16 protein-coding genes are annotated in these 23,713 nt (G+C 61.8%); 6 read left to right on the top strand and 10 right to left on the bottom strand.

From position 1 onward, the window contains the following. Window positions 1-8 precede the first annotated feature (8 nt). From OK351_RS11720 to OK351_RS11700, 5 genes are all read right to left on the bottom strand, one after another. Window positions 9-2,579, bottom strand: a complete 2,571-nt coding sequence (locus tag OK351_RS11720; protein ID WP_265159100.1) for a glycosyltransferase — start codon at window positions 2,577-2,579, stop codon at window positions 9-11. A gap of 250 nt (window positions 2,580-2,829) precedes the next feature. After that, window positions 2,830-4,428: a phosphoglycerate dehydrogenase gene (serA, locus tag OK351_RS11715; protein ID WP_265159098.1), complete on the bottom strand. Its 1,599-nt coding sequence runs from the start codon at window positions 4,426-4,428 to the stop codon at window positions 2,830-2,832. A 324-nt stretch (window positions 4,429-4,752) separates the two neighbouring features. Then, on the bottom strand, window positions 4,753-6,003 hold the full coding sequence (cysN, locus tag OK351_RS11710; RefSeq protein WP_265159097.1) for a sulfate adenylyltransferase subunit CysN: 1,251 nt from the start codon (window positions 6,001-6,003) through the stop codon (window positions 4,753-4,755). Window position 6,004: 1 nt separating this feature from the next. Beyond that, window positions 6,005-6,934: a sulfate adenylyltransferase subunit CysD gene (gene cysD / locus OK351_RS11705; RefSeq protein ID WP_265159095.1), complete on the bottom strand. Its 930-nt coding sequence runs from the start codon at window positions 6,932-6,934 to the stop codon at window positions 6,005-6,007. Window positions 6,935-6,979: 45 nt separating this feature from the next. After that, window positions 6,980-7,726 (bottom strand): 3'(2'),5'-bisphosphate nucleotidase CysQ, encoded by a 747-nt coding sequence (locus OK351_RS11700; protein WP_265159093.1) that lies wholly within the window; start codon window positions 7,724-7,726, stop codon window positions 6,980-6,982. Window positions 7,727-7,916: 190 nt separating this feature from the next. On the opposite strand from OK351_RS11700, the gene cysC reads away from it, so the two are divergent. After that, entirely contained in the window at window positions 7,917-9,083 is a 1,167-nt protein-coding gene (cysC, locus tag OK351_RS11695) for an adenylyl-sulfate kinase (protein ID WP_265159091.1), read from the top strand. Window position 9,084: 1 nt separating this feature from the next. Here the strand turns inward: cysC and OK351_RS11690 are convergent, their stop codons facing one another. Both OK351_RS11690 and OK351_RS11685 read right to left on the bottom strand, forming a co-directional pair. After that, on the bottom strand, window positions 9,085-10,848 hold the full coding sequence (locus OK351_RS11690) for an SLC13 family permease (protein ID WP_265159089.1): 1,764 nt from the start codon (window positions 10,846-10,848) through the stop codon (window positions 9,085-9,087). 260 nt (window positions 10,849-11,108) lie between these two features. After that, the gene (locus tag OK351_RS11685; protein WP_265159087.1) at window positions 11,109-16,178 is read right to left on the bottom strand and encodes a PKD domain-containing protein; all 5,070 of its coding nucleotides are present in this window, start codon (window positions 16,176-16,178) and stop codon (window positions 11,109-11,111) included. Window positions 16,179-16,646: 468 nt separating this feature from the next. Here OK351_RS11685 and OK351_RS11680 point away from each other — a divergent pair, with 468 nt between their 5' ends. From OK351_RS11680 to OK351_RS11660, 5 genes are read left to right on the top strand one after another with little or no spacing between them, the layout of a single operon-like run. Next, the gene (locus OK351_RS11680; RefSeq protein ID WP_265159085.1) at window positions 16,647-17,915 is read left to right on the top strand and encodes an O-antigen ligase family protein; all 1,269 of its coding nucleotides are present in this window, start codon (window positions 16,647-16,649) and stop codon (window positions 17,913-17,915) included. After that, entirely contained in the window at window positions 17,912-19,135 is a 1,224-nt protein-coding gene (locus tag OK351_RS11675; RefSeq protein WP_265159082.1) for a hypothetical protein, read from the top strand. The genes OK351_RS11680 and OK351_RS11675 overlap by 4 nt, the downstream gene beginning before the upstream one ends. 3 nt (window positions 19,136-19,138) lie before the next feature. Further along, window positions 19,139-20,008: a sulfotransferase family protein gene (locus OK351_RS11670; protein ID WP_265159080.1), complete on the top strand. Its 870-nt coding sequence runs from the start codon at window positions 19,139-19,141 to the stop codon at window positions 20,006-20,008. Next, complete coding sequence (locus OK351_RS11665) at window positions 20,005-20,865, top strand: GumC domain-containing protein (protein WP_265159078.1); 861 nt, start codon at window positions 20,005-20,007, stop codon at window positions 20,863-20,865. Before OK351_RS11670 ends, OK351_RS11665 begins: the two co-directional genes overlap by 4 nt. Window positions 20,866-20,893: 28 nt before the next feature. Next, the gene (locus tag OK351_RS11660) at window positions 20,894-21,796 is read left to right on the top strand and encodes a glycosyltransferase family 2 protein (protein ID WP_265159076.1); all 903 of its coding nucleotides are present in this window, start codon (window positions 20,894-20,896) and stop codon (window positions 21,794-21,796) included. Here the strand turns inward: OK351_RS11660 and OK351_RS11655 are convergent. From OK351_RS11655 to OK351_RS11645, 3 genes are all read right to left on the bottom strand, one after another. Next, a complete protein-coding gene (locus tag OK351_RS11655; protein WP_265159074.1) occupies window positions 21,793-22,377 on the bottom strand; it encodes a glycosyltransferase in 585 nt (194 codons plus the stop codon). The two genes, OK351_RS11660 and OK351_RS11655, sit on opposite strands and share 4 nt — an antisense overlap. Further along, the gene (gene pssD, locus OK351_RS11650; protein WP_265159072.1) at window positions 22,374-22,823 is read right to left on the bottom strand and encodes a PssD/Cps14F family polysaccharide biosynthesis glycosyltransferase; all 450 of its coding nucleotides are present in this window, start codon (window positions 22,821-22,823) and stop codon (window positions 22,374-22,376) included. The genes OK351_RS11655 and pssD overlap by 4 nt, the downstream gene beginning before the upstream one ends. A gap of 111 nt (window positions 22,824-22,934) precedes the next feature. After that, on the bottom strand, window positions 22,935-23,600 hold the full coding sequence (locus OK351_RS11645; protein ID WP_265159070.1) for a hypothetical protein: 666 nt from the start codon (window positions 23,598-23,600) through the stop codon (window positions 22,935-22,937). Between the last annotated feature and the right edge of the window lie 113 nt (window positions 23,601-23,713).

Raw genomic sequence — 23,713 nt, 5'->3', positions numbered from 1 at the left:
TATTGATTCTAATTATCAATAATTTGTTCAAATTCTTTGACCGCTCGCTGGTTATACTTACGAACGTTGAAATAAACGTTCGAGCTTGGTCGAAGCGACTCATCAAGCATTGCGGCAGCCAAGTTTCCTACTTGAGGAGGGACAATTTTTCCAACATCTGACGGAAGGGCCCCGCTAACTGACCCGAATGATGTTGTAATTACCGGAATTCCGAGCACTAGGGCCTCAAGCAATACCATTGGTTGCCCTTCATAATCGCTGGAAAGCACGAAAACATCTGCGAAGTTCATCAATCGATACGGGTTCTTCGTATGCCCCACCAATTTTACTGATTCTGTCAATCCGAGTTCAATGATCTCAGACTCGAGTAGTTGCCTGAGTGGACCATCACCGGCAATTACCAAACGCGTATTGGGGTTGACCTGATGGACCATGGAAAATGCTTTGATTAGCCTTGAATGGTTCTTCTCTGGTGATAATCGACCAGCTGAGAAGAAAGTGAAGAACGGTTCCCTTGTGATGTGAGACTTCAGATCCTCCGTGAAGTCATCACTTATTTTTAGGTCAGGGTCAATCAACTCGGCAACGAGCTTTCCCATGATTGCACTTCGCAAAATGGGGTCGATATTACCCCGATCATCTATCTTCATTTTGGCACTTTTGATTTTCAGTGACGCCATTTTGCGGATCTTGCTGGCGTTAACTGTATTTGAAGCTGAGCAGAATCTTGCGTTTGGAGCCCATTTCTGAAGAGAACTCTCGTTGATCTCTTTGAGACCTTGCGACACGGAAACGAGGTTATCGAATTTCTTGTAGATCGAGAACGTTGCGTACAAACCGTCCTTTAGTGGCTTGTTGCCTTCGATGGAGCGGTGCGCGTCGGCGGCTAGGTCATTGTGCAACCAGATCGATCGGGACTTGGCTGGGCCATGGAGAAAGAGTGTGCCCCAGAACGGCGTGTATCCGCTGAAATCGATCATATGATCGAATGTGGCATCGCCGAAACATCGTTTCCATTCTGATTCCCAGAGGGCTTTCTGGTTCTGCAATGCAGCGGCCCAATTATTTGAGCCATTCTTCAGTACATTCAGTCGCAAACTGTTACTGACATACCCACCATTGAATGTACCGAAACGGAACATTAGGCGTGCCTTTGGATTGATTTGCGCGTAGCTATGCTGTTGTTCAGCGGTACTGCTGAATGGGCAAAGGACAGTGACGTCATACTTTGCGTAGTCAATGTTATCCAGCAGGTTCAGCGCAGAAGTCGTGATTCCGTTGGGGATCATTCCACCTGCGTAAATGAGGATGCGTTGTCTTCCGTCAGTGTGGCCGGGTTTAACCTTCATACCGTCATGATGCGACCGTAAAACGATGTCGACGATTCTGTTTGATGCCTCACCATCTTCGTATGGAACATACTTTTCTTTCATTGCCAGGTACTTGGATCTGCGTTCGGGTGTGACATCATTAAGGTCCTGTAGCGAAGCGAGAATATCGACTAGTTCCTTGGAACTCCGAGCTACTGGGCCAGGAAGTTCATCGGGCCCAACGTATAAATCGCGGTAGCGCTTGTAGTCTTCCAGATCCGGGATGTAGAAGATCACGGGTCTGTCGCGGCTGAGATAGTCAAAGAAGATGCTCGAGTAGTCGGTGATGAGAATGTCTGCCGCGCCCAGTGCGACGTTCGTCGGCATGGAGTTGGGAATAAGATATTCCTTCAACGAGACGATCTTTCCAATCGCCTCAGACACCACCTGATGGGCCTTGATCATCACGCGATACTTGCTTGTATCAATCTGTTTCTCGATTTTCGTCACGAGCGCCTTGAGACTCGCTCCATCGTTATGCGGACTGAAGTATGATTCACCCTTCCACGTCGGCGCATACAGGATGATTTTCCTGTCGTCGACGGCCGATCCAGATTTGCGGAGGCGTTCTGTGAACTCTTTCGTGGCCGCCACGGCATCAAACTGACGATCGACGCGGGGGTTACCCTCTTCGATGATCTTGCCTTGGAAGATATTGCAGAGCTTGAACGCCTGCATGTACATTTCTTCAGTCATCGCCGGCGACGAAGAGAGCAAGTAATCGGAGGCCAGGAAGTTTCGCACGATATTCTTTGCATCCGCTGCACGCCCAGGTATGTCATACCCCATTTTCTTCAAGGGAATGCCGTGCCAAGTGTTCAGATAAATCTGTCCAGGGCGTTTGGCGAACTGGGTCGGGAAGGAAACGTTATTGATCAGGTACTTGCTAGTAGACAGAGCCCGGTAATAGCTATTGGTCAGGTACTTGACGAATTTTACGTTGGGGTTGTCGGCAAATTCAACGATAATCTCGGAGTAACGGTCAAAATCGTTGAGCACCCAGACGTGCTTGTAATCCTGGAAGTCAGATCGTTCCAAGAGGTGCCGGAATATCGCTTCCGGCTGGCAGAGCATCCCGTTTCCAGAAAACGACTCATAGAGGATAGTCCGAGGCTGAAGAGGTGCCTTCTGCCAGTAGTGCCTAAGCTCCGTTCTAGCCAAACGCTTAATGCGCCTGGGCAACGTCTTCGCACTGCTCAAGTTCGGCACTGGCAATAATCCTCTACTTGTCTACGCAAATTGGACCAAACGAACACTATACAAGAGTAAACAGATCTGGCACTTACTCCCTGTGGGTGAACGTTACTTTGAATTCCAAGAAACATTATAGACAGTTAGTCTAGCCATGAGTGAAATTGAACCCCGGCCTCGGTACGATTTCATTGCCAAGGAACTTCAACGGAGCCCTTAACCCACTGATGGGCCGGTCCTTCCAAGGGCCGGCCCATCAATCTGCTGACTAGGCGTCGGCCAGGTTAACCTCACGAGCGATACTGGCGCCGATGGCAGCGCCCACAACGTCCAAAACGCCTGCTGGCAGAGCCGAGTCGATATTAATCACAGCCACGGCTTCGTTGGCCTTCTCGTCCCGCGATACCTGCATGCCTGCGATGTTCACGTTCTGCTCACCCAGGACATTGCCGAGGCTACCGACGATGCCCGGGCGGTCGGTGTAGCGGACGACGATCATGTGATCGGAGATCGGGATCTCGATCTCGTAGCCATTGATTCCCACGAGCTTTTCGATCTGCTTCGGACCGGTCAGGGTGCCGGCCACCGACAGCTGGGCGCCGTCGTTGGATGCGCCCTTGATGGTCAGCTGGTTGCGGTACTCCGGGGAATCCGGTGTGGTGATCAGGCGAGTGGCCACGCCACGCTGTTCGGCCAGTACCGGGGCGTTGACATACGAGACCTGTTCGGAAACGACGTCCATGAACACGCCCTTCAGGGCCGAGAGTTCCAGGGCCTTGACGTCCAGGGATGCGATCTCGCCGGCAACCTCAACGTCGATACTGGTCAGTGAACCGGTGGCCAGTGCGTTGAAGATCCGTCCCAGCTTCTCGATCAGCGGGATCCCCGGGCGGACGTTTTCGTCAATGACTCCCCCGGCGACGTTGACGGCGTCCGGTACCAGTTCGCCGGCCAGTGCCAGGCGAACCGATTTGGCCACGGATACGCCGGCCTTCTCCTGGGCCTCATCGGTGGAAGCACCCAGGTGCGGGGTGACAGTGACGTTATCGAACTCGAAGAACGGCAGGTCGGTGCTTGGCTCCTTGACGAACACGTCAATACCGGCGCCGGCGATTTCTTCGTTCTTCAGTGCCTCGTAGAGTGCGTCCTCGTCCACCAGGCCACCACGGGCCACGTTGACCACGAAGGCGCTCTTCTTCATCTTGCGGAAGGCGTCCTCGCCCAGCATGCCCACGGTCTCCGGGGTCTTGGGCATGTGGATGGTGATGAAGTCTGCCTGTTCCAGCAGTTCGTCCAGGCTCAGCAGGGTGACGCCCAGCTGCTGGGCACGGGTCGGGGTGATGTATGGGTCGTAGGCGATGACGTCCATACCGAAGCCCTGCAGACGCTGGGCCACCAGTGCGCCAATACGTCCCAGGCCGATGATGCCGGCCTTCTTTTCGAATAGTTCCACACCGGTGAAGGAGCTGCGCTTCCAGGCACCGGACTTCAGCGAGGCGTTGGCGGCCGGGATTCGGCGTGCCAACGAGACAACGTGTCCCACGGTCAGTTCGGCGGCAGAGATGATGTTCGAGGTCGGGGCGTTCACGACCATCACGCCGGCCTGGGTGGCGGCCTTGATATCGACATTGTCCAGGCCGACGCCGGCACGGGCGATGACCTTCAGGTTCTTGGCTGCGGCGATCGCCTCGGCATCCACCTGGGTGGCCGAGCGGACGAGGATGGCATCGACATCGGCGATGGCTTCGAGCAGCTGGGAGCGGTCGGCTCCGTCCGTCTGACGAATTTCAAAGTCGGGACCGAGGGCAGCGACGGTTGCGGGAGAGAGCTGTTCGGCCAGAAGTACGATTGGCTTGTTGTCAGACACGGATGTGGCACCTTTGCGATTTCAATGGGCTGATGCTTGCACGAAAACGGTCAACGCTGATCGTCTCCGCAATTCAGGTTAGCGCCCCGTGGCCTTGATTTCCCCGGTTTTCCGGGATATTACGCACCCAAGAGTAAACTTTGTGAAAACTTTCACTTATTCGATACACTGATTCACGTCGCGTGCTGGCGCGCCCAAAAACGGAGGTCATCGCCGGCGTCAACGTTTATATCGTGTCATGTAGCGATCGACTTTTTCCAGGGAAATCCCGGTGGGCACCGTGTCACTACAGTTCCCACCGGGTCCTCTGAACCTGACGGCCTTTTACTCGGCCTCGATGATCATCCCCGCCGCCACCGTGTTGTTGGTGATCTCGTCGATGAGGATGAACCCGCCGGTGGTCCGGTTCTTTTGGTACTCATCGGCCAGCAGCGGCTTGGTGGTGCGCAGGGATACCCGGCCGATTTCGTTGAGGTCCAGGTGGTTCGCTTCCTCATTCCGATGCAGGGTATTGATGTTCAACCCGTAGCGCAGCTCCTTGACCAGCGCCCGGGCCGTCTTGGTGGTGTGCTTGATGGCCAGCTTCTGCCCCGGCTTCATGGGCTTGTCGCTCATCCAGCAGATCATGGCCTCGAAGTTCTGTGCCACCTTCGGCTGGTTGTTCGGGCGCACGATCATGTCGCCGCGTGAGATGTCCACATCATCATCCAGGCGCACGGTCACCGACATCGGCGGGTAAGCCACGTCCACCGGGCCATCGGCGGTGGAGACTTCCTTGATTGTTGCCGGCAGTCCGCTGGGCAGCACCACGACCTTGTCCCCTGCCTTCATCACACCGCTGGCGACCTGCCCGGCATACCCACGGTAGTCGTGGTAGTCGTTGCTGTGCGGCCTGATCACGTACTGGACCGGGAAACGCACATCCACCATGTTCGAATCACTGGCAATCTGCACGTTCTCCAGGTGGTGCATCAGCGAGGCGCCCTGGTACCAGGGCATGTTCTGCGAACGGGTCACCACGTTATCCCCGGTCAGTGCCGAGACCGGGATGACCTGTACGTCGGCAATGTTCAGGCGTGCGGCATAATCGGTGAACTCGCGGCGGATCTCGTCGAAGACCTCCTGGGACCAGTCGACCAGGTCCATCTTGTTCACGGCGACCACCAGGTGTGGAACCTTCAACAGGGATACCAGGAAGGCGTGGCGGCGTGACTGCTCCACCAGCCCCTTGCGGGCATCCACCAGGATGATCGACAGGTCCGAGGTCGAGGCACCGGTGACCATGTTCCGGGTGTACTGGATATGCCCCGGGGTGTCGGCCACGATGAACTTGCGGTTCGGGGTGGCGAAGTAACGGTAGGCCACGTCGATGGTGATGCCCTGTTCACGTTCGGCGCGTAGCCCATCGGTGAGCAGGGCCAGATCCGTGTACTCGGATCCGCGCTCCAGGCTGGTCTTCTCCACCGAGTCCAGCTGGTCGGCGAAGATCGCCTTGGAGTCAAAGAGCAGCCGACCGATCAGGGTGCTCTTGCCGTCATCCACCGAGCCTGCGGTGGCAATACGAAGCAGATCCATTTTAGAAGTACCCTTCCTTCTTGCGGTCCTCCATGGCCGCCTCGCTGACCTGGTCATCACCGCGGGTGGCCCCACGTTCGGTGATGCGCGTGGTGGCCACCTCCTCGACGATCTGCGCCGTGGTGGTCGCGGTGGAGGCCACGGCCGCGGTCAGGCTCGCATCCCCGACCGTGCGATAACGCACCATCTGGGTGCGGACCATTTCGTCATCACGCGGTGTGCAGAACGGGTGGACCCCAAAAAGCATGCCGCTGCGTTCGAACACCTCGCGTTCGTGCGCGTAGTAGATCGAGGGCAGGATGACGTTCTCCCGCTCGATGTAATGCCAGATATCCAATTCGGTCCAATTGGACAGCGGGAAGACACGGATGCTTTCCCCGTGATTCAACCGGCTGTTGTACAGCCCCCACAGTTCCGGACGCTGGTTCTTCGGATCCCACTGGCCGAAGTCGTCCCGGAAGGAGAAGACCCTCTCCTTGGCACGGGCCTTTTCCTCGTCCCGGCGAGCGCCGCCCATCAACGCATTCAGCTCGTGCTTCTCGATGGTGTCCAGCAGCACCGGGGTCTGGATGCGGTTGCGTGAGCCGTTGCGTTCCTCGACCACGTCCCCGGCATCGATCGCTTCCTGGACCGATCCGACGATCAACCGTACTCCCCTGCGGGACACCTCGGCGTCACGGAAGTCCAGGACTTCCTGGAAATTGTGCCCGGTATCGATATGCACCACCGGGAACGGAATGGCCGCCGGTGCGAAGGCCTTGGCCGCCAGGTGCAGCAGCACCGCGGAGTCCTTGCCTCCGGAGAAGAGCAGTCCGGGCCGTTCGAGTTCGGCCACGACTTCCCTGATGATGAAGATCGATTCGGCTTCCAGCGCGGAAAGCTGGTCGAGTTGATATCGCATGCCCGTTGCTGCGGCATTTTTGAGTTTCATTGAGAAATCCCCCAAGTTCAATGAAGACAAATGGTGTTGGTGGTCTTATCCGTAGGTCCGGATGGTCTCTAGCAGGGTGTCCTTCAGCTCTGGCCGACAGACCAGCAGGTCCGGCAGGTATGGATCCGCCCGGTTGTATTCCAGTGCGCTTCCGTCGATTCGGCTGGTGTGCAGTCCCCTGCCCGCCGCCACGGCGACCGGTGCGGCCGAGTCCCATTCGTATTGCCCGCCGGCGTGGACGTAGGCGTCGACTTCGCCGCGGACCACGGCGCAGACCTTGTAGCCGGCCGATCCCATCGGCACTAGGTCGATATCCAGTTCGTTGGCCAGATGGTTGACAATATCCGGTGGCCGGGTACGGGAGACCGCGATGCGGATCGGCCTGCCGTTCAGGGCCGGTCCCCTGATGGGATCATCCCCGCTGGCCAGCACCATTGATTTGCCGGGAAGTGCCACGGCGCCGGCAACCAGTGCCCCGGATTTCCAGAGTGCAACGTGTACGGCCCAGTCGTCACGGAATTCCGAATACTCGCGGGTCCCGTCCAACGGATCGATGATCCATACCCGGTGGTTGTCCAAGCGTGACTTGTCGTCCAAGGCCTCCTCGGAGAGGATCGCGTCCTCGGGATAGAACCGGCGCAGTACCTGGTCCAGGTAGTCCTGTGACGCCCGGTCCCCGGCGTCCTTGAGCGCGCGCCCGTCCAGGCCGAGTTCACCGGCTTTCGTGCGTAGGTTGAGCAATCGTTGACCGGCTTCTTCAGCGATCTTGATGGCACGGTGCAAGTCCCCCACTGAGCTTCCCCCCTTAGAGCCCCGGAAACAGTCAAGGCATTCCCCCGAAGCGCTTGCTGTTCCGTAATAGTATCCATGTTTGCCCCTCCGGCAAAAGGGTTTGGGCCAGACAGGTATTTATCGGCTCCTCCCTAGCCCATTTCCAAGATCGAATCTAGTCTGGGATGCAGGCCGATATTTCTTGGGGGGAATGATGGGGAATTCACACGACCAGGTGCTCAACGCGCCAAGCGTCCAATTGGATCCGGGGCATCTGGATCTGGTCGAGCTGGTGTTGGGCGGCTTGCTGGATGCCTCGGCCCTGGCAAATGGCATTCTTCCGTTCTGGAACGATCCGGTGGTGCGGGACAACGCAGCCGGACAGGTGGTGCTGGCGGACCCGGATGGCACCGCGCTGGCTCTGCTGGGCTACCGGTGGCAGGAGTCAGATCGGGATGCGGGGATCCCCGCCACGGTCCGAGGGGTGCGCCGGCTGGCCCGCGCCGAACACGGCGCCTTCCGCGCACTACGGATCACCGAACCGCTGGATAACCAGCCGGTGGTGCTCTTTGACCGGGCACCGTCAGCCGGAAATCTGGCCGCGTTGATGCAGCGCCCTGAACTGCCCTCGGGTCTGCGCCTGGTGTTGGTGCGGCATAGTTCCGAGGCCCGGGGTCCCGAATACGCTCAGGCCATGGAACAGCTGCAGGCCGCGGCCTCGCTGTTCCCCGAGGCCGGGTGCGGGCATCTGATCCTGCCTGATGGCATCCAGGCCGCTACACCACTGGAACGTTTGTCCTCGTACCGGCTGGCGGACTTCCGTTCCGGTGGCATGCAGCTCGCTGCGGGCACCGACGGGGTGGTGGTGCTGTTCAGCGGGCTTTCTGGTTCGGGCAAGTCCACCCTGGCCCGTGCGGTGCAGGAGCGGATCCACCAGCATCTGGGGCGACGGGCCGTGTTGCTGGACGGGGATGACATCCGCCGGTTCATCTCCAAGGGATTGGGGTTCTCCCGTGAGGACCGGGAAACCAATGTGGAGCGGATCGGCTGGATCGCCGCCCGGATCGCCGAGGTCGGCGGGATCGCCCTATGCGCGCCGATCGCCCCCTTCGCCGCCACCCGGACCGCGGTTAGCCAACTGGTCCGCCCGGTGGGCCGCTACTACCTGGTGCACGTCAGCACGCCGCTTGAAGTCTGTGAAGAACGTGACCGCAAAGGCCTGTACGCCAAGGCCCGGGCCGGTCTGCTCAAGGACTTCACCGGGATCGACTCGCCGTACGAGGTACCTGAGGATGCGGATGTGACCTTGGACCTGTCGCAGGTGGATGTCCCTACGGCCGCCGACCGGGTGCTGCAGCTGCTGCGGATCCGGGTATGACCTAGAAGGGCCAGACCAGAGGCACGATGCCCAGGGTCACCGCGGCGGTTAGCAGGCTCATGGGGATCCCGATCCGGATGTAATCCGAGACCCGGTACCCTCCGGGGCCCATGACCATCAGATTCGTCTGGTAACCGATGGGAATGATGAAACTGGCCGAGGCGGCCACCATCACGGTGATCGCAAAGGGCATGAAGTCGGATCCCACGGTGTCGGCCACGGCCATGGCAATGGGAAACACCAGAACTGCCGCGGCGTTGTTGGTCAGCAGTTCGGTGAAGCACAAGGTCAGCAGGAACACCAGCGCCAGCGCACCCCACGCGCCGACACCCACGGACAGCAGGCTCTGGGCGATCGTGGCCGCGGCCCCGGTCTTGACCATAGCCGCTCCCAGCGCGAAGGAGGCTGAGATCACGATGATCACCTGCAGGTCGATATGCCGCCGGACATTGCCCACGGTCAGGCACCCGGTCACCAGCATGGCCGCGGCAGCCAGCAGGGCCGCCTGGATGACTTCCAGTACCCCGAAGGCGTTGAGCAGCACCATCCCGAGCAGGATCAGGATGGCCCAGGGGGCCTTGCGGAAGTTGGCCGGGGCCGTGGTACTGATGTTGCTGACCAGCATGAAGTCCCGCCGGTACCGGTAGTGGCGCACGAAGTCGGTACCGGTCTCCATCAGCAGGGTGTCCCCCACCCGCAGCTTCACATCCCCGATCTTCCCCCGCATCATTTCCCCCGAGCGGGAAATGGACAGGATCACCGCCTGGTAGCGCGAGCGGAATCGGCTCTCGCGGATGCTTTGGCCGATACCGGTGAAGTCCGGACCCACCACCGCCTCCACCAGCCGACGCTGCGAGTGCCGGATGGCCAACTTGTTCACGTCCCCGGCGTTGGGTTCCAGTCCGCGGACCTGCCTGAGCTCATTGGCGCATTCCGGGGCACCGACGAAGATCAGCACATCCTCGGGATCCAGCACGAGTTCCGGGGTGACCTCCACCACCATATGCTCATCGCGCTCCACCCGGGTGAGGTAGCCGTGGGTCAGGCTGCGCAATCCCGCTGCGGCCACCGTCTTGCCGGCTACCGGCCCGCGTGGAACCACCTTGAACTCCACTGCGTACTCGCGCGCGCTTTGCATCTGTTCCAGGGCGCCTTGCCGGTCGGGCAGCAGCTTGTCACCGACCAGGGTCAGGAACACCGCGCCGATCACCGTCAGCGGCAAACCGACCGCGGCGATATCGAACATCCGCAGCGACACGCCTTTCTCGGACTGCAGTAGCCCGTCCACCACCAGGTTGGTACTGGTCCCGATCAGGGTGATCGTTCCACCCAGGATCGCCATGTAGCTCAGCGGGATCAGCAGCTTGGAGGCAGGGATCCGCAGCCTCGAGGCCCACTCCTGGATGGCGGGCAGCATCATGGCCACCACCGTGGTGTTGTTCAGCAGGGCGCTGAGTCCAGCGACCGGTAGCAGCATCCGCGCGTAGGCCCCACGCACCGACGACGGGCGGCCCAGCAGGTTCTGGGCGATCCATTGCACCGCCCCGGTCTCGCTGAGTCCCGCCGCCACCACGTAGAGCACCGCCACGGTGATCACCCCGGTGTTCGAGAAGCCGGCGAGCGCCTCGACCGGTGTCAGGATCCCCAACAGCATCAGCGCCAGCGCCGCACCCATCAGGATGATGTCCGCGGCCAACCTGGTGGCCGCCAGCAGTCCCAGGACGGCGGCAACGATGATCATGGTCAGGATCGCATCGAATCCCACAATACTCCCCCTGTATTGTCCTGCACCCACCTCGGATGGGCCGGGCCGCTCCGCCCGGTCTTCCGGCACGAGGCCCGTCCGGTAGGTACCGGGTGGTCGCTGCCTCCATCCTCGCAGAGCGTGCGTGCCCGCGTCTACGGCCGGTACCTGCCGGTTGTCGCCCCACATGACACGGATCGCGCCGCAGGGGTACAGACACACCGGTGGCCCCCGCTCCCTGCTGAGGGATCGGGGGCCACCGGGTACTTACCTGGTGTGACCTAGTCCGCGGCCCCGAGCACCACCGTGCCCATGACCGCGTTCGCGGTGCTGCTGTCCGCGGTGCCGGTGACACCGCCAACGGTACCGGCGCTGACCGGACCGCCGGAGTCGGCCATCATCCAGGACAGGTGGCCTGCCCCGGTACCCGCACCTGTCTGGCGCACATCCAGGGAGGAAGGCACCGACCAGGAGCTGGTGGCCGCCGTCTTGTCTCCCCAGTAGGAAAGCACCCAGCTGCCGGCCACGGCTTCGGCGTCCGGCGTCACGTGCTGGTTGGAGGCCCCGGCAGGGGTTTCCATCACGAAGGATGCCGCCGTGACCGCCGCGTTGCGGTATACCGAGACCGTCAGCGAAGCCCTCGCGTAGCCATTGAGCGACACCGTGACGTTTGATCCGGCATCAGCCGCCGTGGCGACCTTGGAGAACATGTAGCCCTCCATGGACGCCGTGGACACGTTGGCCCTGGCTTCCCAGCCCGCCGGTACCGAGGCCCCGGAGTTGAACAGGTTGGTGGTCAGAACCGCCACCAACACATCCCCTTCCTGGACCCCCGAGGGCAGCTGGACCGAATGATTCAACGCGTTCGTGGTGCCCGCGTTGGCAGCCGAGGCCACGAAGTCGACATCGGATACCGGTGGCGGACCCTCGTCCTCCTCCACGGTCACCGAATAGCTCTGGCTGTCGCTGGCCCCTTCGGGGTCGGTGACGGTCAGCGTGACCTCGTAGGTGCCCGCCTCGGTGAAGCCATGACTGAAGATCTCGCCTACCGCCATGTCGGTCCCGTTGACCGACCACGCATATTCGAGCAGTGACCCCTCAGGATCCGAGGAGTCGGTTCCATCGAAGATGCATGCCAGGAAGACGCAGTCCCAATCGAAGGCCGCGTTCGGTGCCGCATTCGGACCGCCGCCACTACCCGGTGCCCCGGCCAGGACCACCGTGGCCATCACGGCATTGGCCGACGCCGAGTTGGCGGTAGCCACCACGCCACCGGCGTCCCCGGCGGAGACGGATCCGTTCGAGTCGGCTAGCATCCAGGACAGGTGCCCGGCACCCGTTCCGGCTCCGGTCTCCCGGGCGACCTTCCCGCTGGGCAGCTGCCAGGTGGAGGTGTTGGCGGTCTTGTCCGCCCAGTAGGACACCAACCAGCTGTTCGCCTGGGCGTTGAGCACCGGTGTGGTGTGCTCACTACCCGAGGAGGTTTCACTCTGCATCGCGAACGAGGCGGCGTCCACTGTTGCATCCCGGTAGACCGAGAGCACCAGCGAACCCCTGACGAAGTCCGAGCTGCTGACCGTGACCGTGCTCCCGGCGTCGGAGGCGGTGGCAACCTTGGAGTAGATTGCACCATTCATTCCGTTGGTGGAAGCATCGGCCCTGGTGTCCCAGCCGTTCGGGGCCGTGAGCGAGGTGCTGCCGTTATTGGTCGAGAGCACCGCGATCATCAGGTCCCCTTCCTGGACCGAGGATGGGATGGAAACCGAGTGGTTGCTCGCCGTGACGGTTCCGCTATTCGCTGCCGAGGTGACAAACGAGACGTTGTTCCCCGGTTCCGGACCCGGATCCTCGTTGACCGTCACCGGCACCGTTTCACTGGCCGAGTCGCCCGAGTCATCGGACACGGTCAAGGTCACCTGGTAGGTGCCCGAGGCGTCGAAGGCGTAGGTGGTGACCATGCCCTCACCGATCTGATCATTGCCTATGCTCCAGATGTAGGAGACGATCTCCCCATCCGGATCCTCGGCGTCCTTGGCATCAAAGGTGCAGGACAGGAACGTGCAGTCCTGGGTGAAGGTGGCCACCGGCACCTGGTTCGGTGTCGGTGAGACCGTCACCTCGGTTTCCGCCGTATCGGTGGCGCCGGCCTCGTCGGTCACGGTCAGGCTGACCTGGTAGGTGCCGGCTGCGGGGAACTGGTGGATGAATTCCACCGCGTCGCCGCTGCCGCCGTCACTGGTCGACCAGGCGTAGGAGACGATCTCCCCTTCCTGGTCCACCGAGCCGCCACCGTTGAAGGTGCATTCCAGCTCGTTGCAGACCTGGGAGATGGCTGCCTCCGGCGGGGTGTTCGGGGTCAGCGAGACCTCGATGTCCTCCTCGGTGGTGTGTGATTCCCCCTCGTCGTCGGTGACAGTCAGCAACACCGTATAGGTTCCCTCGGTGGCGAACTCGTGGGAGAAGTCCACGCCGTCACCGCTACCGCCATCGCTGGTGGTCCACGTCCAGGAGACGATCTCCCCATCCGGGTCACCCGAATCAGCGCCGGAGAAGGTGCACTCGAGCTGGTCACAGCTGGAGGTGATCACGGCCGTTGGCGCCTGGTTCGGCGGTGCGGTCACGTTCACCGTGGTGCTGGTACTGGCGCTTGCCCCGTCGTCGTCGGTGACCGTCAGGGTCACCTGGTACTGACCGGTTGCCGCGTAGCTGTGCTCCACCTCGACCCCGGTGGCGGTGTTCCCGTCCCCGAAGTCCCAGTCGTAGGACACGATCTCGTTGTCGTCGGTGGATCCGGCGGCATCGAAGACGCAGTCCAGATCCGTGCACTGGGCATCGATATCCGCGGTCGGCGGCTGGTTCGGCAGCGGCGGAGCACCGTCGCTGTCCATCGAGATCAGCGCGTTCGCGGACCAGTTCACCCCGTGCTCGGCCGGCGAACTGACCACCTGGGTCGGACCGCTGGCGGTACCGTCGGTCACCGTCTGGGTCCAGTCGGCGGCCAACAACTCACCGGCGGCGTTGGCCAGGTAGAGCGTGTCCTCCGCCAGGAACATGCCCCTGACGTTGTTCCAGCTGATTCCCGAGCCCATGGTGGCCACGGTGAACCGTTCGGCCCCGACAATACTGCTATCCAGGTCCAGGTACCGCATGAACAACTGGTTCTGCCCGTTGAGGGTGAAGTAGATCCGGTCGTGCTTGAAGAACAGCCCGGTCATGTTCCCAATCTCGGTGGCGAAATTGCTCAACCCGTACAGGTTCAGCTCGGTCGGCGCACCGATGGTCGAGCCGTTGAACGGACGCGAGACGAAGGTGCCGTTGCTCATGGCCAGGTACATCTTGCCATTGGCCACGAATCCGCCCTTGACATCGTCCCAGGCCACGGTTCCGGCCAGATCGGTCACCCCCTTGGAGCCGGCCACCGTGCCGTTGAAGTAGATCTCCTGGGCCTGGTTCGCCTCCCCCGGATCCGGGGCCTCGGCGTCCAGATCCACGATCTCAATGCCGTTCACCGCAGGGTTTTCCACCACGTGGTCGAAGGACAGCGAGATGTTGCCGTCACTGACCACCTGCTTGGTGTACACGGTACCGATATTATGTCCCGGGTTCGCGTTCAGGTCGATATTGCTAAAGGCCCGCTCACCCTCGATATCCAGGTGGTAGACGCGTGAGCCCGGAGCCACGGTGCAGTCACACCGGTCGGCCAGGTACACGCGTACTTCCACGTTCTTTCCGGACTGGACCGGGAAGTTGTACGCCATCTGCGGTCCGCCGGCAGGATCCCAGCGCTCGGAGGAATAGATCGCGCGCGGTGTGGACTCGGGTACCGAACTATGCACGTTCGGCACCAGATCGTACCCGGCGGCATTGTTTCCGGTGCTGCGGTAGGTACTGCCCGGAGGGTTGATATCGCCCATCCAGTCGATCCCGCCGTCCTGCGCACCGATGGTGTCCCCGCCGGTGTTGATGCGGTAGAGGTAGCGCTCATCCAGTGCGGTGTCGCCACCGGCCTGGAGTACGTCCACCGGAAGCCCCGGTGGCTCGGAGTGCGGGATCTCACTGCCGCCGGCCAGCGGGAACAGTGCGATGCGGCCCTTGTAGATGTACCGGGCAATGCGGTCGGTATCCGAACCGACCCACAAGCCGTCACTGGTGGCCAGCAGGTCGAACACACCGCGTCCGCGGTCGCGTCCCGGGTTCCAGGCGATCGGCATCCCGTTGGTGGCGCTCAACGCGCCAATTCCCTCACGTTCCACCGCACCCTGTCCTGCGGCGTCGGCACGGAACGGGTTGTTGACCCAGCGCATGTGGCCGCCGAAGTACACGGTGTCACCCGTGGCTTCCACCGCGTACACGCTATCGCCGCCGGTGTAGTCGACCCACACCGGGTTGACGCCGCTACCGCTGTGATCGGATTGCCACCGCGAGATGGTGTCACACAAGGTGGGCGGGCCGCTGCCGTAGCCGCCCATGGATGAGAGCACGAAGTAGCTGCCGTCGGGGGCGAAATCCAGGTCGTTCAGGTAGTAGGCGAAGGACGGGTAGCAGTTCGGCGTCCACCGGTTGGTTTGCCAGTCGGCCACCGTGGTTTGGCCACCGGAGATATCCAGCATGCCGACCTGGACACGGTCCTGCCCGTCGATGGTGCGGAAGTTGCCGGTGGCGACCAGTTTCTCGCCTGCTGCGTCCACATCGAACTTGTGCACGAAGGTATTGCCACCACGGTGGGTTCCCTCGAAGGCCACCGTGGTGTTGGCGGACAGGGCGCCGGTGGTCGCGTTGACCTCGGCCAGCCCCAGCCGCTGCTGACCGCCGACGGTGCTGAACTCCCCGCCGAAGAACAACCGGTTGCCCACCAAATTGATATCGTGGACTACCGCGTTGACAAATCCCGGATTGAACTGGCTGACCCTTTGCCCATTGGAGAGGTTCAGTTGCATCACCTTCGGCGCGGATTGGCCGTTCAGGGTGCCGTACTGTCCGCCGATATAAACCGAGGTACCGTTTGCCGCGGGAACCACCGCGCGGACGGTACTGTTCAGGTTCGGTGCGAAGCTGGTGCTGATGGCACCGGTGTTCTTGTTAAAGGCAACCAACCGGTTCCTGGTCAGAACCGGTCCTCCGCTGGCCGCCTGGACCTGGGTGAATGAACCACCCAGGACGATCGTGTCACCGACTTCCGCGATGGCAAAGACGATTCCATCAAGAACGTGCGGTGTGTTGTTCCGTGGTGTCGTCGAGACCACCGTGTCGTAGTGTTGTTCCGCCGCGAATGCGGCTTGGGCGTTGATGCCCGTTAACCCCAAGACCATTGCGAAGCCCGCGAGGGCCGCAAGAAATCTCCTGAACCTCATGATATTCCCCCAAACCAACCCCAAGATGTTGGCCCATGCCGAGTGACATAAAACTGCCAAGGTCAGGCAGTTGCCCCAATTATGCTCATCGCAGCACGTGGCGGGTAATAGTGGTCACATCGGGCTAGTACTCGTTTATTCCCGAAAGTACTTGTTTTGCCACTCCAACTCGTACTCGATTCTTCCGGTACTACGTGTTTCGCAGCGGAGCTTCCCTTATCGCTCCCCCGACCCCTTCCAAGATGTTCACCTTCTCGATACGCTGGCGACAGTTTCAAACTCGGTTCCACTTGGTAGGGGCCGGGTTCGGTTTCTAACTGGGGATGTAAACCGATGAAGCCACCTGTATTTGGGGGGACAGATGACGCTGCGCGAATGTCGTGGCGACCGCGGTCGGACGGCTGGTCCGACCGCAATCCAGCGTGGCCATTGGTCATTTTCCTGGGGGCGTTTCCACTGTGGTGGATCATGGGTTTGGGGAGCCTGGGTTTCCTTGTGGTCGGTGCCCTGCTGGCCTACCAGTTGCTCAAGCAACCGCAGATCGCCGTTCCGCCCGGATTCTGGATCTGGGCGCTATTCCTGGTCGTTGTCCTGCTCGGGGTGTTCGTCCTGTGGATTCCGGTCCCCGGACTCCTCCCCGAAAGCGGTGTCTCCCGGATCCTGAGTTGGGCTTTCCGGTTGCTGTGGCTTCTTTCCAGCACCGTTGTTCTGCTGTTTATCGGCAACGCCTCGCAGCGGGCCCTGCCCGATCGAACCGTCATCGTGCTGCTGGCGATGCTCTTCGGTGTCACGGTACTGGGCGGATACGCCGGCATCTTCTTCAGCTCGCTGGATTTCCCGTCGCTTCTTGAGGCGGCCCTGCCGCATGCGATCACCTCCAATACCTTCGTCAATTCCCAGATCCATCCCGGTTTGGCCCAGGTGCAGGACATCCTCGGGTACAGCAGCCCACGGCCGAAGGCGCCGTTCGAGTACGCCAACTCCTGGGGCGCCAACTACGGACTGCTGCTGCCCTTCTACCTGTTGTCCATCCGCTACTTTCCGCGGCGCTGGGTCAGGATCCTGCTCTGGCTCGGACTACTCGTGGCGATCCCGCCGGCAGTGTTGTCACTGAACCGGGCCATGTGGCTGGGTCTGGCCGCGATGGGAGTCGTCCTGCTGGTACGCATGACTCTGCGGGGCCGGTTCATTGCCCTGGCGGCGGTCTGCATCTCGTTTGTCACCGCGACCATCCTGCTGATCAGCACCCCGCTGTGGGATATCATCCAGTCGCGGATCGAAAACCCGCACAGCAATACCGGCCGGAGCAATCTCGCCCGGTACACGGTGGAGACCACGTTGGCCCATTCCCCGGTGATCGGATTCGGTTCCACCCGGGACCGCCAGGGCAATTTCTTCTCCATCGCCGCCGGGGCCACGGCCGATTGCCACCAGTGTTCCCCGCCGCAGTTGGGTACCCAGGGCTCCTTGTGGTTCCTGATCTTTTGCACCGGGTTCCTGGGCACCGCCTTGTTCTTCGCCTTCTTCATCAAGCACTACTTCCCGGTGTTGACGGTCAAGGACCCGCAGCACTGGTCCATGCTGTATCCGGCGATCTACTTCCTGTGTGTGCTGCCCACCTATGACACCATCACCACGTCCCTGTTCATCCTGATGATGGGCACCGGGCTGTCCTGGCGGTGGTTCCGGCAGGCACGGGCAGGGCACCTCGAAACAACCGATCTGAGGCACCGATGACCAATTCCACGACCGAACGCCTGGATTCCCTGCTCGATACGCTTACCGAGCTCTTCCCCGAAGGCGGGGTCGGGCTGGATCCCGGGCTCCGGCCGGGTACCCAGGGTTGGAGGCTGGTGCCTTCGGCCAGGAACCCGCGGCTGGCCGTACCGGCCACGGTTCCGCGGGCCGCCATGTCCAGCGCTATCCGGCCGTGTGCCAGTGACGGGTTGCTCCACAAGGCCCGCCGGTATGCCTTGGCCGCCGTGCTGCGCACTCCGGTGGCCGACCGGCTGATGACCGCCGGGATCACCACCGGGCAGTTCTCAGGTTCCATCGCCGAACATCTCCACCAGGTCTTTTCGCAGCCGGTGTGTTTCGGGTTGATGACCGGTTCGGCACGCGCCAACCGCAAACCCGTGCTGGGAATCTTCGATCTGGACGGCCGGGAACTGGGTTTTGCCAAGATCGGGCTGTCCAGCCTGGCTGCGGATCTGGTCTCCAACGAACACCTGGCGTTGAGCGCCATGAACTCGGTCCGAGGCCAGGGCATCCAGGTGCCACAGATCATTTCCTTTGGCAGCTGGGCCGACAGGCCGGTGCTGGTGATGAGCGCACTGCGCCCCAACGCCATCCAGAAGCCGCTGGAGCTCCCTGTGGACGCGGCCCGGGCGATCATTTCCAGTGCCCCGGTCACCACATGCACGCTCAGTGATTCGCACTGGTACAACGCCATCGTGCAACAGCTGGACCAGCTGGCCACGGTTCCCGAAGCGCAGCGGCTGGTCGCCATGGTGTCCCGGCTCGCACGCCACGAACCGGACAGGATCCTGGCCTTCGGCGCCTGGCATGGGGATTTCGGGGCCTGGAATATGGCACGCACCACCAGCGCCCCGATGGTCTGGGACTGGGAACGGTATGCCCGGCACCTGCCTTTGGGGCTGGACCTCTACCATTTCTCCGCTCACGACCACCTGCGCCAAACCGGCAATATGCCGGTGGCGTTGCGGGCCCTGGCAGGCACCGAGGTGAGGCGCACCGTCAACAACCTGCACCAGCAACATGGCGGGGATGCCCTGTCCGGTCCCGGAGGATCGCTGGTGCCGCTGCTGTATCTGGCCACGATCGCCGCACGGTTCATCGAGGACGGGCACCGGCAGCGGGTCACCGCCACCTTCGAGTTGGGGCGCTGGCACCTTGAGGTCATGCACGAACTGCTACGCAATACATACAAGGGGTAGGACATGTCCAAGCAGGAATTCGTGGTGGAAGACACCATCCAGCACTCGGCCCGCCAACTGGCTCGGACCACGCTCGTTGGCTTTGGCCAGGCCACCGCCGGGCTTAGGATGCAGCCTGGATTCATCATCGCCGGCGCCCAGCGTTGCGCCACCACCAGCCTCTTCCGGATGCTGGCCCGGCACCCCCAGGTGCGCCCGCCGATCCTGAACAAGGGCATCCACTTCTTCGACACCGCCGATCGTTTCGCCCGTGGCCCCCGGTTTTATGCCGGCCATTTCCCGTTACGCCGCCCCCTGGGTCACCAACGTATCAGCGGCGAAGCCAGCCCGTATTACCTGTTCCACCCGCTGGCCATGGAACGCATCGCGACGGTGGCGCCCGAGGCGCAGGTCATCGTGTTGCTGCGTGACCCGGTCCAGCGGGCCTTCTCCGCCTACAAACAGGAAAAGGGGCGCGGATTCGAAACGCTGCCCTTCGAGGAGGCCCTGGACCGGGAAGAGGAACGTCTGGCGGGCGAGGAAGCACGGATCATCGCCGATCCCGGCTACCAGTCCTTCGCCCACCAGCACTTCGGGTATGTGGCCCGGGGACGCTATACCCACCAGCTGCAGCGGGCCGAGCGGGCCCTGGCACCGGGCAAGCTCACCATCCTGGACGCCGACGCGTTCTTCCGCCCAGGGCTCCAGGGCTGGGATACGCTACTGGAGCGGATCGGCCTGGAGCCGTGGCAACCCAACGAGATCATCCACTCCAATGCCCGGCCCGGTGCCCGGATGCCCGAGGGGTTGCGAAAGGCACTGGGGAAGACCTTCGAGACCGAGAACGAGGCGTTGGTCAAGTACCTGGGATACACCCCGAGCTGGTTGCAATGATCGCCAAGGTCGCCGGTCGCCGGCGCAAGCACGCGGGTCAGGTCGCCGACAGTGACACCATCGCCTCCGTTCTGGCCAGACCCCTGCACCATCCGGCCCGCACGCTGTTGTGCTTCCTGGTTGTGTTCAGCCTGGGCGGTGTCTTCTACCTGCTGTCCCCGGCCAAGTACTCGGCACGTGTTGATGTCGTGGTGGTGGCCATCACTTCCCCGTCCCAGAGCATCTCGGAAAGGGACATCTCCATCGACTCGGCCGTGCAGATCCTCTACTCGGACGCGGTGCTCGGACAAACCGCCCGCGCCCTGGACTACCCGGGCCGGTCCACGGGATTACTCGACGAGCTGACGATCTCGCCCCTGATCAACTCCCGGCTGCTCAAGCTGTACGTGGCCAACGAGGATGCACGGCTGGCCTATGACGCGGTTAACCTGTTGGCGCAGAATTTCCTGACCGAACGCCGGGTCCGGTTGGAGAACCTGGCCGAGGTACGGCGCGGTGAACTCGAATCGCACACCCACGCACTGCGCAACCAGATTGCCGAGCTGCAGAACCAGCAGTTCTCCGAAGCTGATTCCCGGGAGTTACGACGCCAGTTGTCGGACCAGATCACCGACATGGAATTCGCCGTGGCGGCCATTGACACGATTCCGCCCGAACCGGGGTTCATCTCCCGTGAGGCGGTCATGCCAACGGTGGCCTCGCGGCCGCCGGCCACAGTGTACTTCGCCTCCTCGTTGGCCTTGGCCATCGTGCTGTCCTTCATCGTGGCACCCAACAGCCGTTCACAGATCACGATCCAGCGATTGGGCGGCCGGAAAGCGCCACTGTCACAACTATTTGGGGGTATCAATGCCTGAGAACCATGAACCGAGTGCCTATCCACCAGTGAGCCTGGTGATTGCCACCCAGGACCGGATGCAGCTGTTGCAACAGGCCATTGACGCTGCCTGGAACCAGGACTATCCCGGTCGTCTGGAAATCACCATCGTCTATGACAACCACCCGGAGCATCCCGAGCTGGCCAGGTCCTCCCGAAACCGTGAGGTCCGGGTCATCAGCAATACCCGCTCCCCGGGATTGGCCGGGGCACGAAATTCCGGGATCCTGGCGTCCTCGGGCGAATTGGTGGCTTTTTGCGACGATGATGATGCCTGGAAACCGTCGAAGCTCACCCGCCAGGTGGAGCTCATGCGCTCCGAGAACGCCCAAGGCTGTGTCAGCGGAATCGAAATCAGCTACGGCGGGAAAAGCATGGTGCGTATCCCGAAAGTGGACACGGTGGACACCGCATCGGTGACCCGCGACAGGCTCACCGGAGCCCATCCCTCCAGCTACCTGTTCCGGCGCCCCTTCCTCACCGGCACGGTGGGACTGGTAGACGAGGGCATTCCCTACGGCTACGGAGAGGACTACGACCTGTTGATCCGCGCCGCGACACACGGACGGATCAGCGTGCTTCCCGAACCTGCCGTGGATGTATTGTGGCACAAGGGAGGTTCGAAGTTCTCCCGCAGGTGGGAGGCGATGGAAGCGGGAATCAGCTTCCTGATCACCAAGCACCCGGAATTGACCGCATCGCGGCAGACGGCCTCGTGGTTGCACGGTCAGCGGGCCTTTGCCCTGGCTTCGCTCCGGGACAGGCGCCGTGAGGGCGCACAGGTCGCGGCCCAGTCGATCCGCCTGAATCCACGCCAACCGCGCGGTTACCTGGCACTGGCGGTGGCCGCTGGCGTACTGAACCCGCAATGGGTGGTGGACCGGCTCAACGAGAAGGGCCGGGGAATCTAGCCGCGGCGGGAAGCGATGACTTGTCCGATCCTGCGCAGCACACGGCGCGGACCGCGCTGCGAGGTGGCTAGGGTGTGCTCGATTTCCCCGGCCAGTTTCTCACCTGCCGTGTCCGGGTCAGCGATCCGCGGCTCGGTACGCAGTGCCTGTGGATCCGCGAAGGCCCGGTCCAGTTGGCGATGCAGTTCGGAGCGCTGGTCCACGAAGATCGCGTTGCCGTGATTTGCCATGACCTTGGTGAATTCCACCTGGTGCCCGTCGACCACTTCCTTAAGCTCAGGCACCCGGGGTACTGCAATGGGCACTACGCCGACTTCGCGCACATCCAGGATGGAGCCCGGCCCGCCCTGGACCACCACCACCTCGGCCCGTTCATAGATCCCCAGCAGCTCGGCCCGCGGAAGGCGTTCGCGGCCCGTCCCGTTGCGTGGCGGTCGGCTGGCTCCGTGCTGGACGAAGACCGACGGTGCCACGTCCTGCTGGTCCACCCACTCGTCGATCCAGTCGATCAGCCGGTCGAAAAGGTGGTGGTCGGTCCCTACCGAGACCACCAACTGGTATCCCGCCTCATCGCCGCTCATAGCACCGCCCCGATGTTCACGGCTTCCGGATAGTACTTCTTCTGTTCCTCCCACTGCACACAGAACAGGTCGGTGATCGGATAGCAGATCCTGCCGCTGAGTGTAGGCATGGTGATTCGGTCAAAGCATTCCAGGTAGACGGTCTTGATGCCCATGACATAGGCGATCAGGAAGAACGGGACGCTGGCTCCGGCCCCCACCGACATGATGACATCGGGTTTCTCGCGGCGAAGGGTCCTGATCGCCAGGAAGAAATTGCGGATGGCATTCGGGATATGGCGGGTGGTCGGCCAGTAGCACCAGGTTACTTCCTCCCCGGCGAGCGCGTTTTCGACTTCCGGGCGCTGGAACGTGACCCAACTGCGATGGTGTTGTTCCCACCAGGTACGCAGCGGCAGCAGCTGTGCCAAGTGGCCACCCGGTGAGGTGACGAATAGGACTTTCATGACTTCCCCCCTATAACCCACCGGCCAACGTCCCGTACCAGGGTCCACGACGTTGGCCGGGGCAGTTTCCCCGGTACTTTCAGGCCGGGCCCTACCCAGGCCAGCTGACCGCTACCAGGACCATTCCCATCCATAGGATCCCTGGTAGCCTCCCATGCTGAAACTGGCGCTGCCCGGTCCTTCCGGCACGTCCAGGATCACCAGGCCGCTCGCGTTATCCCCCGGATCGATCGGGGATGGCACCCGCTCGTCTTCCCCGATACAGGTTTCGGCGTTGCCCACCGGATCCGCGATACGCTCGCCGTCCGCATCCCAGGCGCGGAACTCGTGCACCGTAAGGTAGAAGTACGGGAACCCTGACTCGGGTAGCTCCTCATCGGCGTTGACTTGGAAATCCAGGGCCACGAACTGGCCATTGATCGGTTCCAATGCGTCGTCTGCGGTGCATTGGAAATCGGTGGTTACGTTCTGTGCGATGAACTCGGCGAATACGGTGTCGGACTCGGGCACTTCGAAGAGCGCGGTTTCCTCGGCCTCGATGTCGACGTTGCCGCGGTCATTGACCCCGAGTTCCTCGAGGAACTCGATATCCTCTTCGACCGGCTCCTGCGCGACTTCTGTGGCCAACGGGTCGATCGAGGTATTCTCGTTGATTTCTTCCGAGGCTTGGCCCGGCTCGGTATCCGCGGCCGCGCCCGGATCTGGTGAACTGGAAGTGCATCCTGCCAACGCGGCTGCAAGTGCCAACCCCGACAAGAGATGAACGGTCTTCTTCACGTAAGCCTCCCCCAAGACTAGTTAGACCGTGATAGGTCCCGAATGAATCGGTGTCTTGATCTTAGCCCGAGGACCGGTGCGCTGAATAGGCTTATCTGCAAGGAAAAACAATG

This window comes from Glutamicibacter sp. MNS18 (assembly GCF_026107515.2).
GTDB lineage: Bacteria > Actinomycetota > Actinomycetes > Actinomycetales > Micrococcaceae > Glutamicibacter.
The sequence above is the reverse complement of the archived record's forward strand: the minus strand, read 5'-3'. Positions and strand labels throughout refer to the sequence as shown.

Coding starts and splice junctions, on each gene's coding strand:
- cysN (WP_265159097.1), bottom strand. CDS start 6,003: ATGGATCTGCTTCGTATTGCCACCGCAGGCTCGGTGGATGACGGCAAG.
- cysD (WP_265159095.1), bottom strand. CDS start 6,934: ATGAAACTCAAAAATGCCGCAGCAACGGGCATGCGATATCAACTCGAC.
- cysC (WP_265159091.1), top strand. CDS start 7,917: ATGATGGGGAATTCACACGACCAGGTGCTCAACGCGCCAAGCGTCCAA.
- OK351_RS11685 (WP_265159087.1), bottom strand. CDS start 16,178: ATGAGGTTCAGGAGATTTCTTGCGGCCCTCGCGGGCTTCGCAATGGTC.
- OK351_RS11680 (WP_265159085.1), top strand. CDS start 16,647: ATGGGTTTGGGGAGCCTGGGTTTCCTTGTGGTCGGTGCCCTGCTGGCC.
- OK351_RS11675 (WP_265159082.1), top strand. CDS start 17,912: ATGACCAATTCCACGACCGAACGCCTGGATTCCCTGCTCGATACGCTT.
- OK351_RS11670 (WP_265159080.1), top strand. CDS start 19,139: ATGTCCAAGCAGGAATTCGTGGTGGAAGACACCATCCAGCACTCGGCC.
- OK351_RS11665 (WP_265159078.1), top strand. CDS start 20,005: ATGATCGCCAAGGTCGCCGGTCGCCGGCGCAAGCACGCGGGTCAGGTC.
- OK351_RS11655 (WP_265159074.1), bottom strand. CDS start 22,377: ATGAGCGGCGATGAGGCGGGATACCAGTTGGTGGTCTCGGTAGGGACC.
- pssD (WP_265159072.1), bottom strand. CDS start 22,823: ATGAAAGTCCTATTCGTCACCTCACCGGGTGGCCACTTGGCACAGCTG.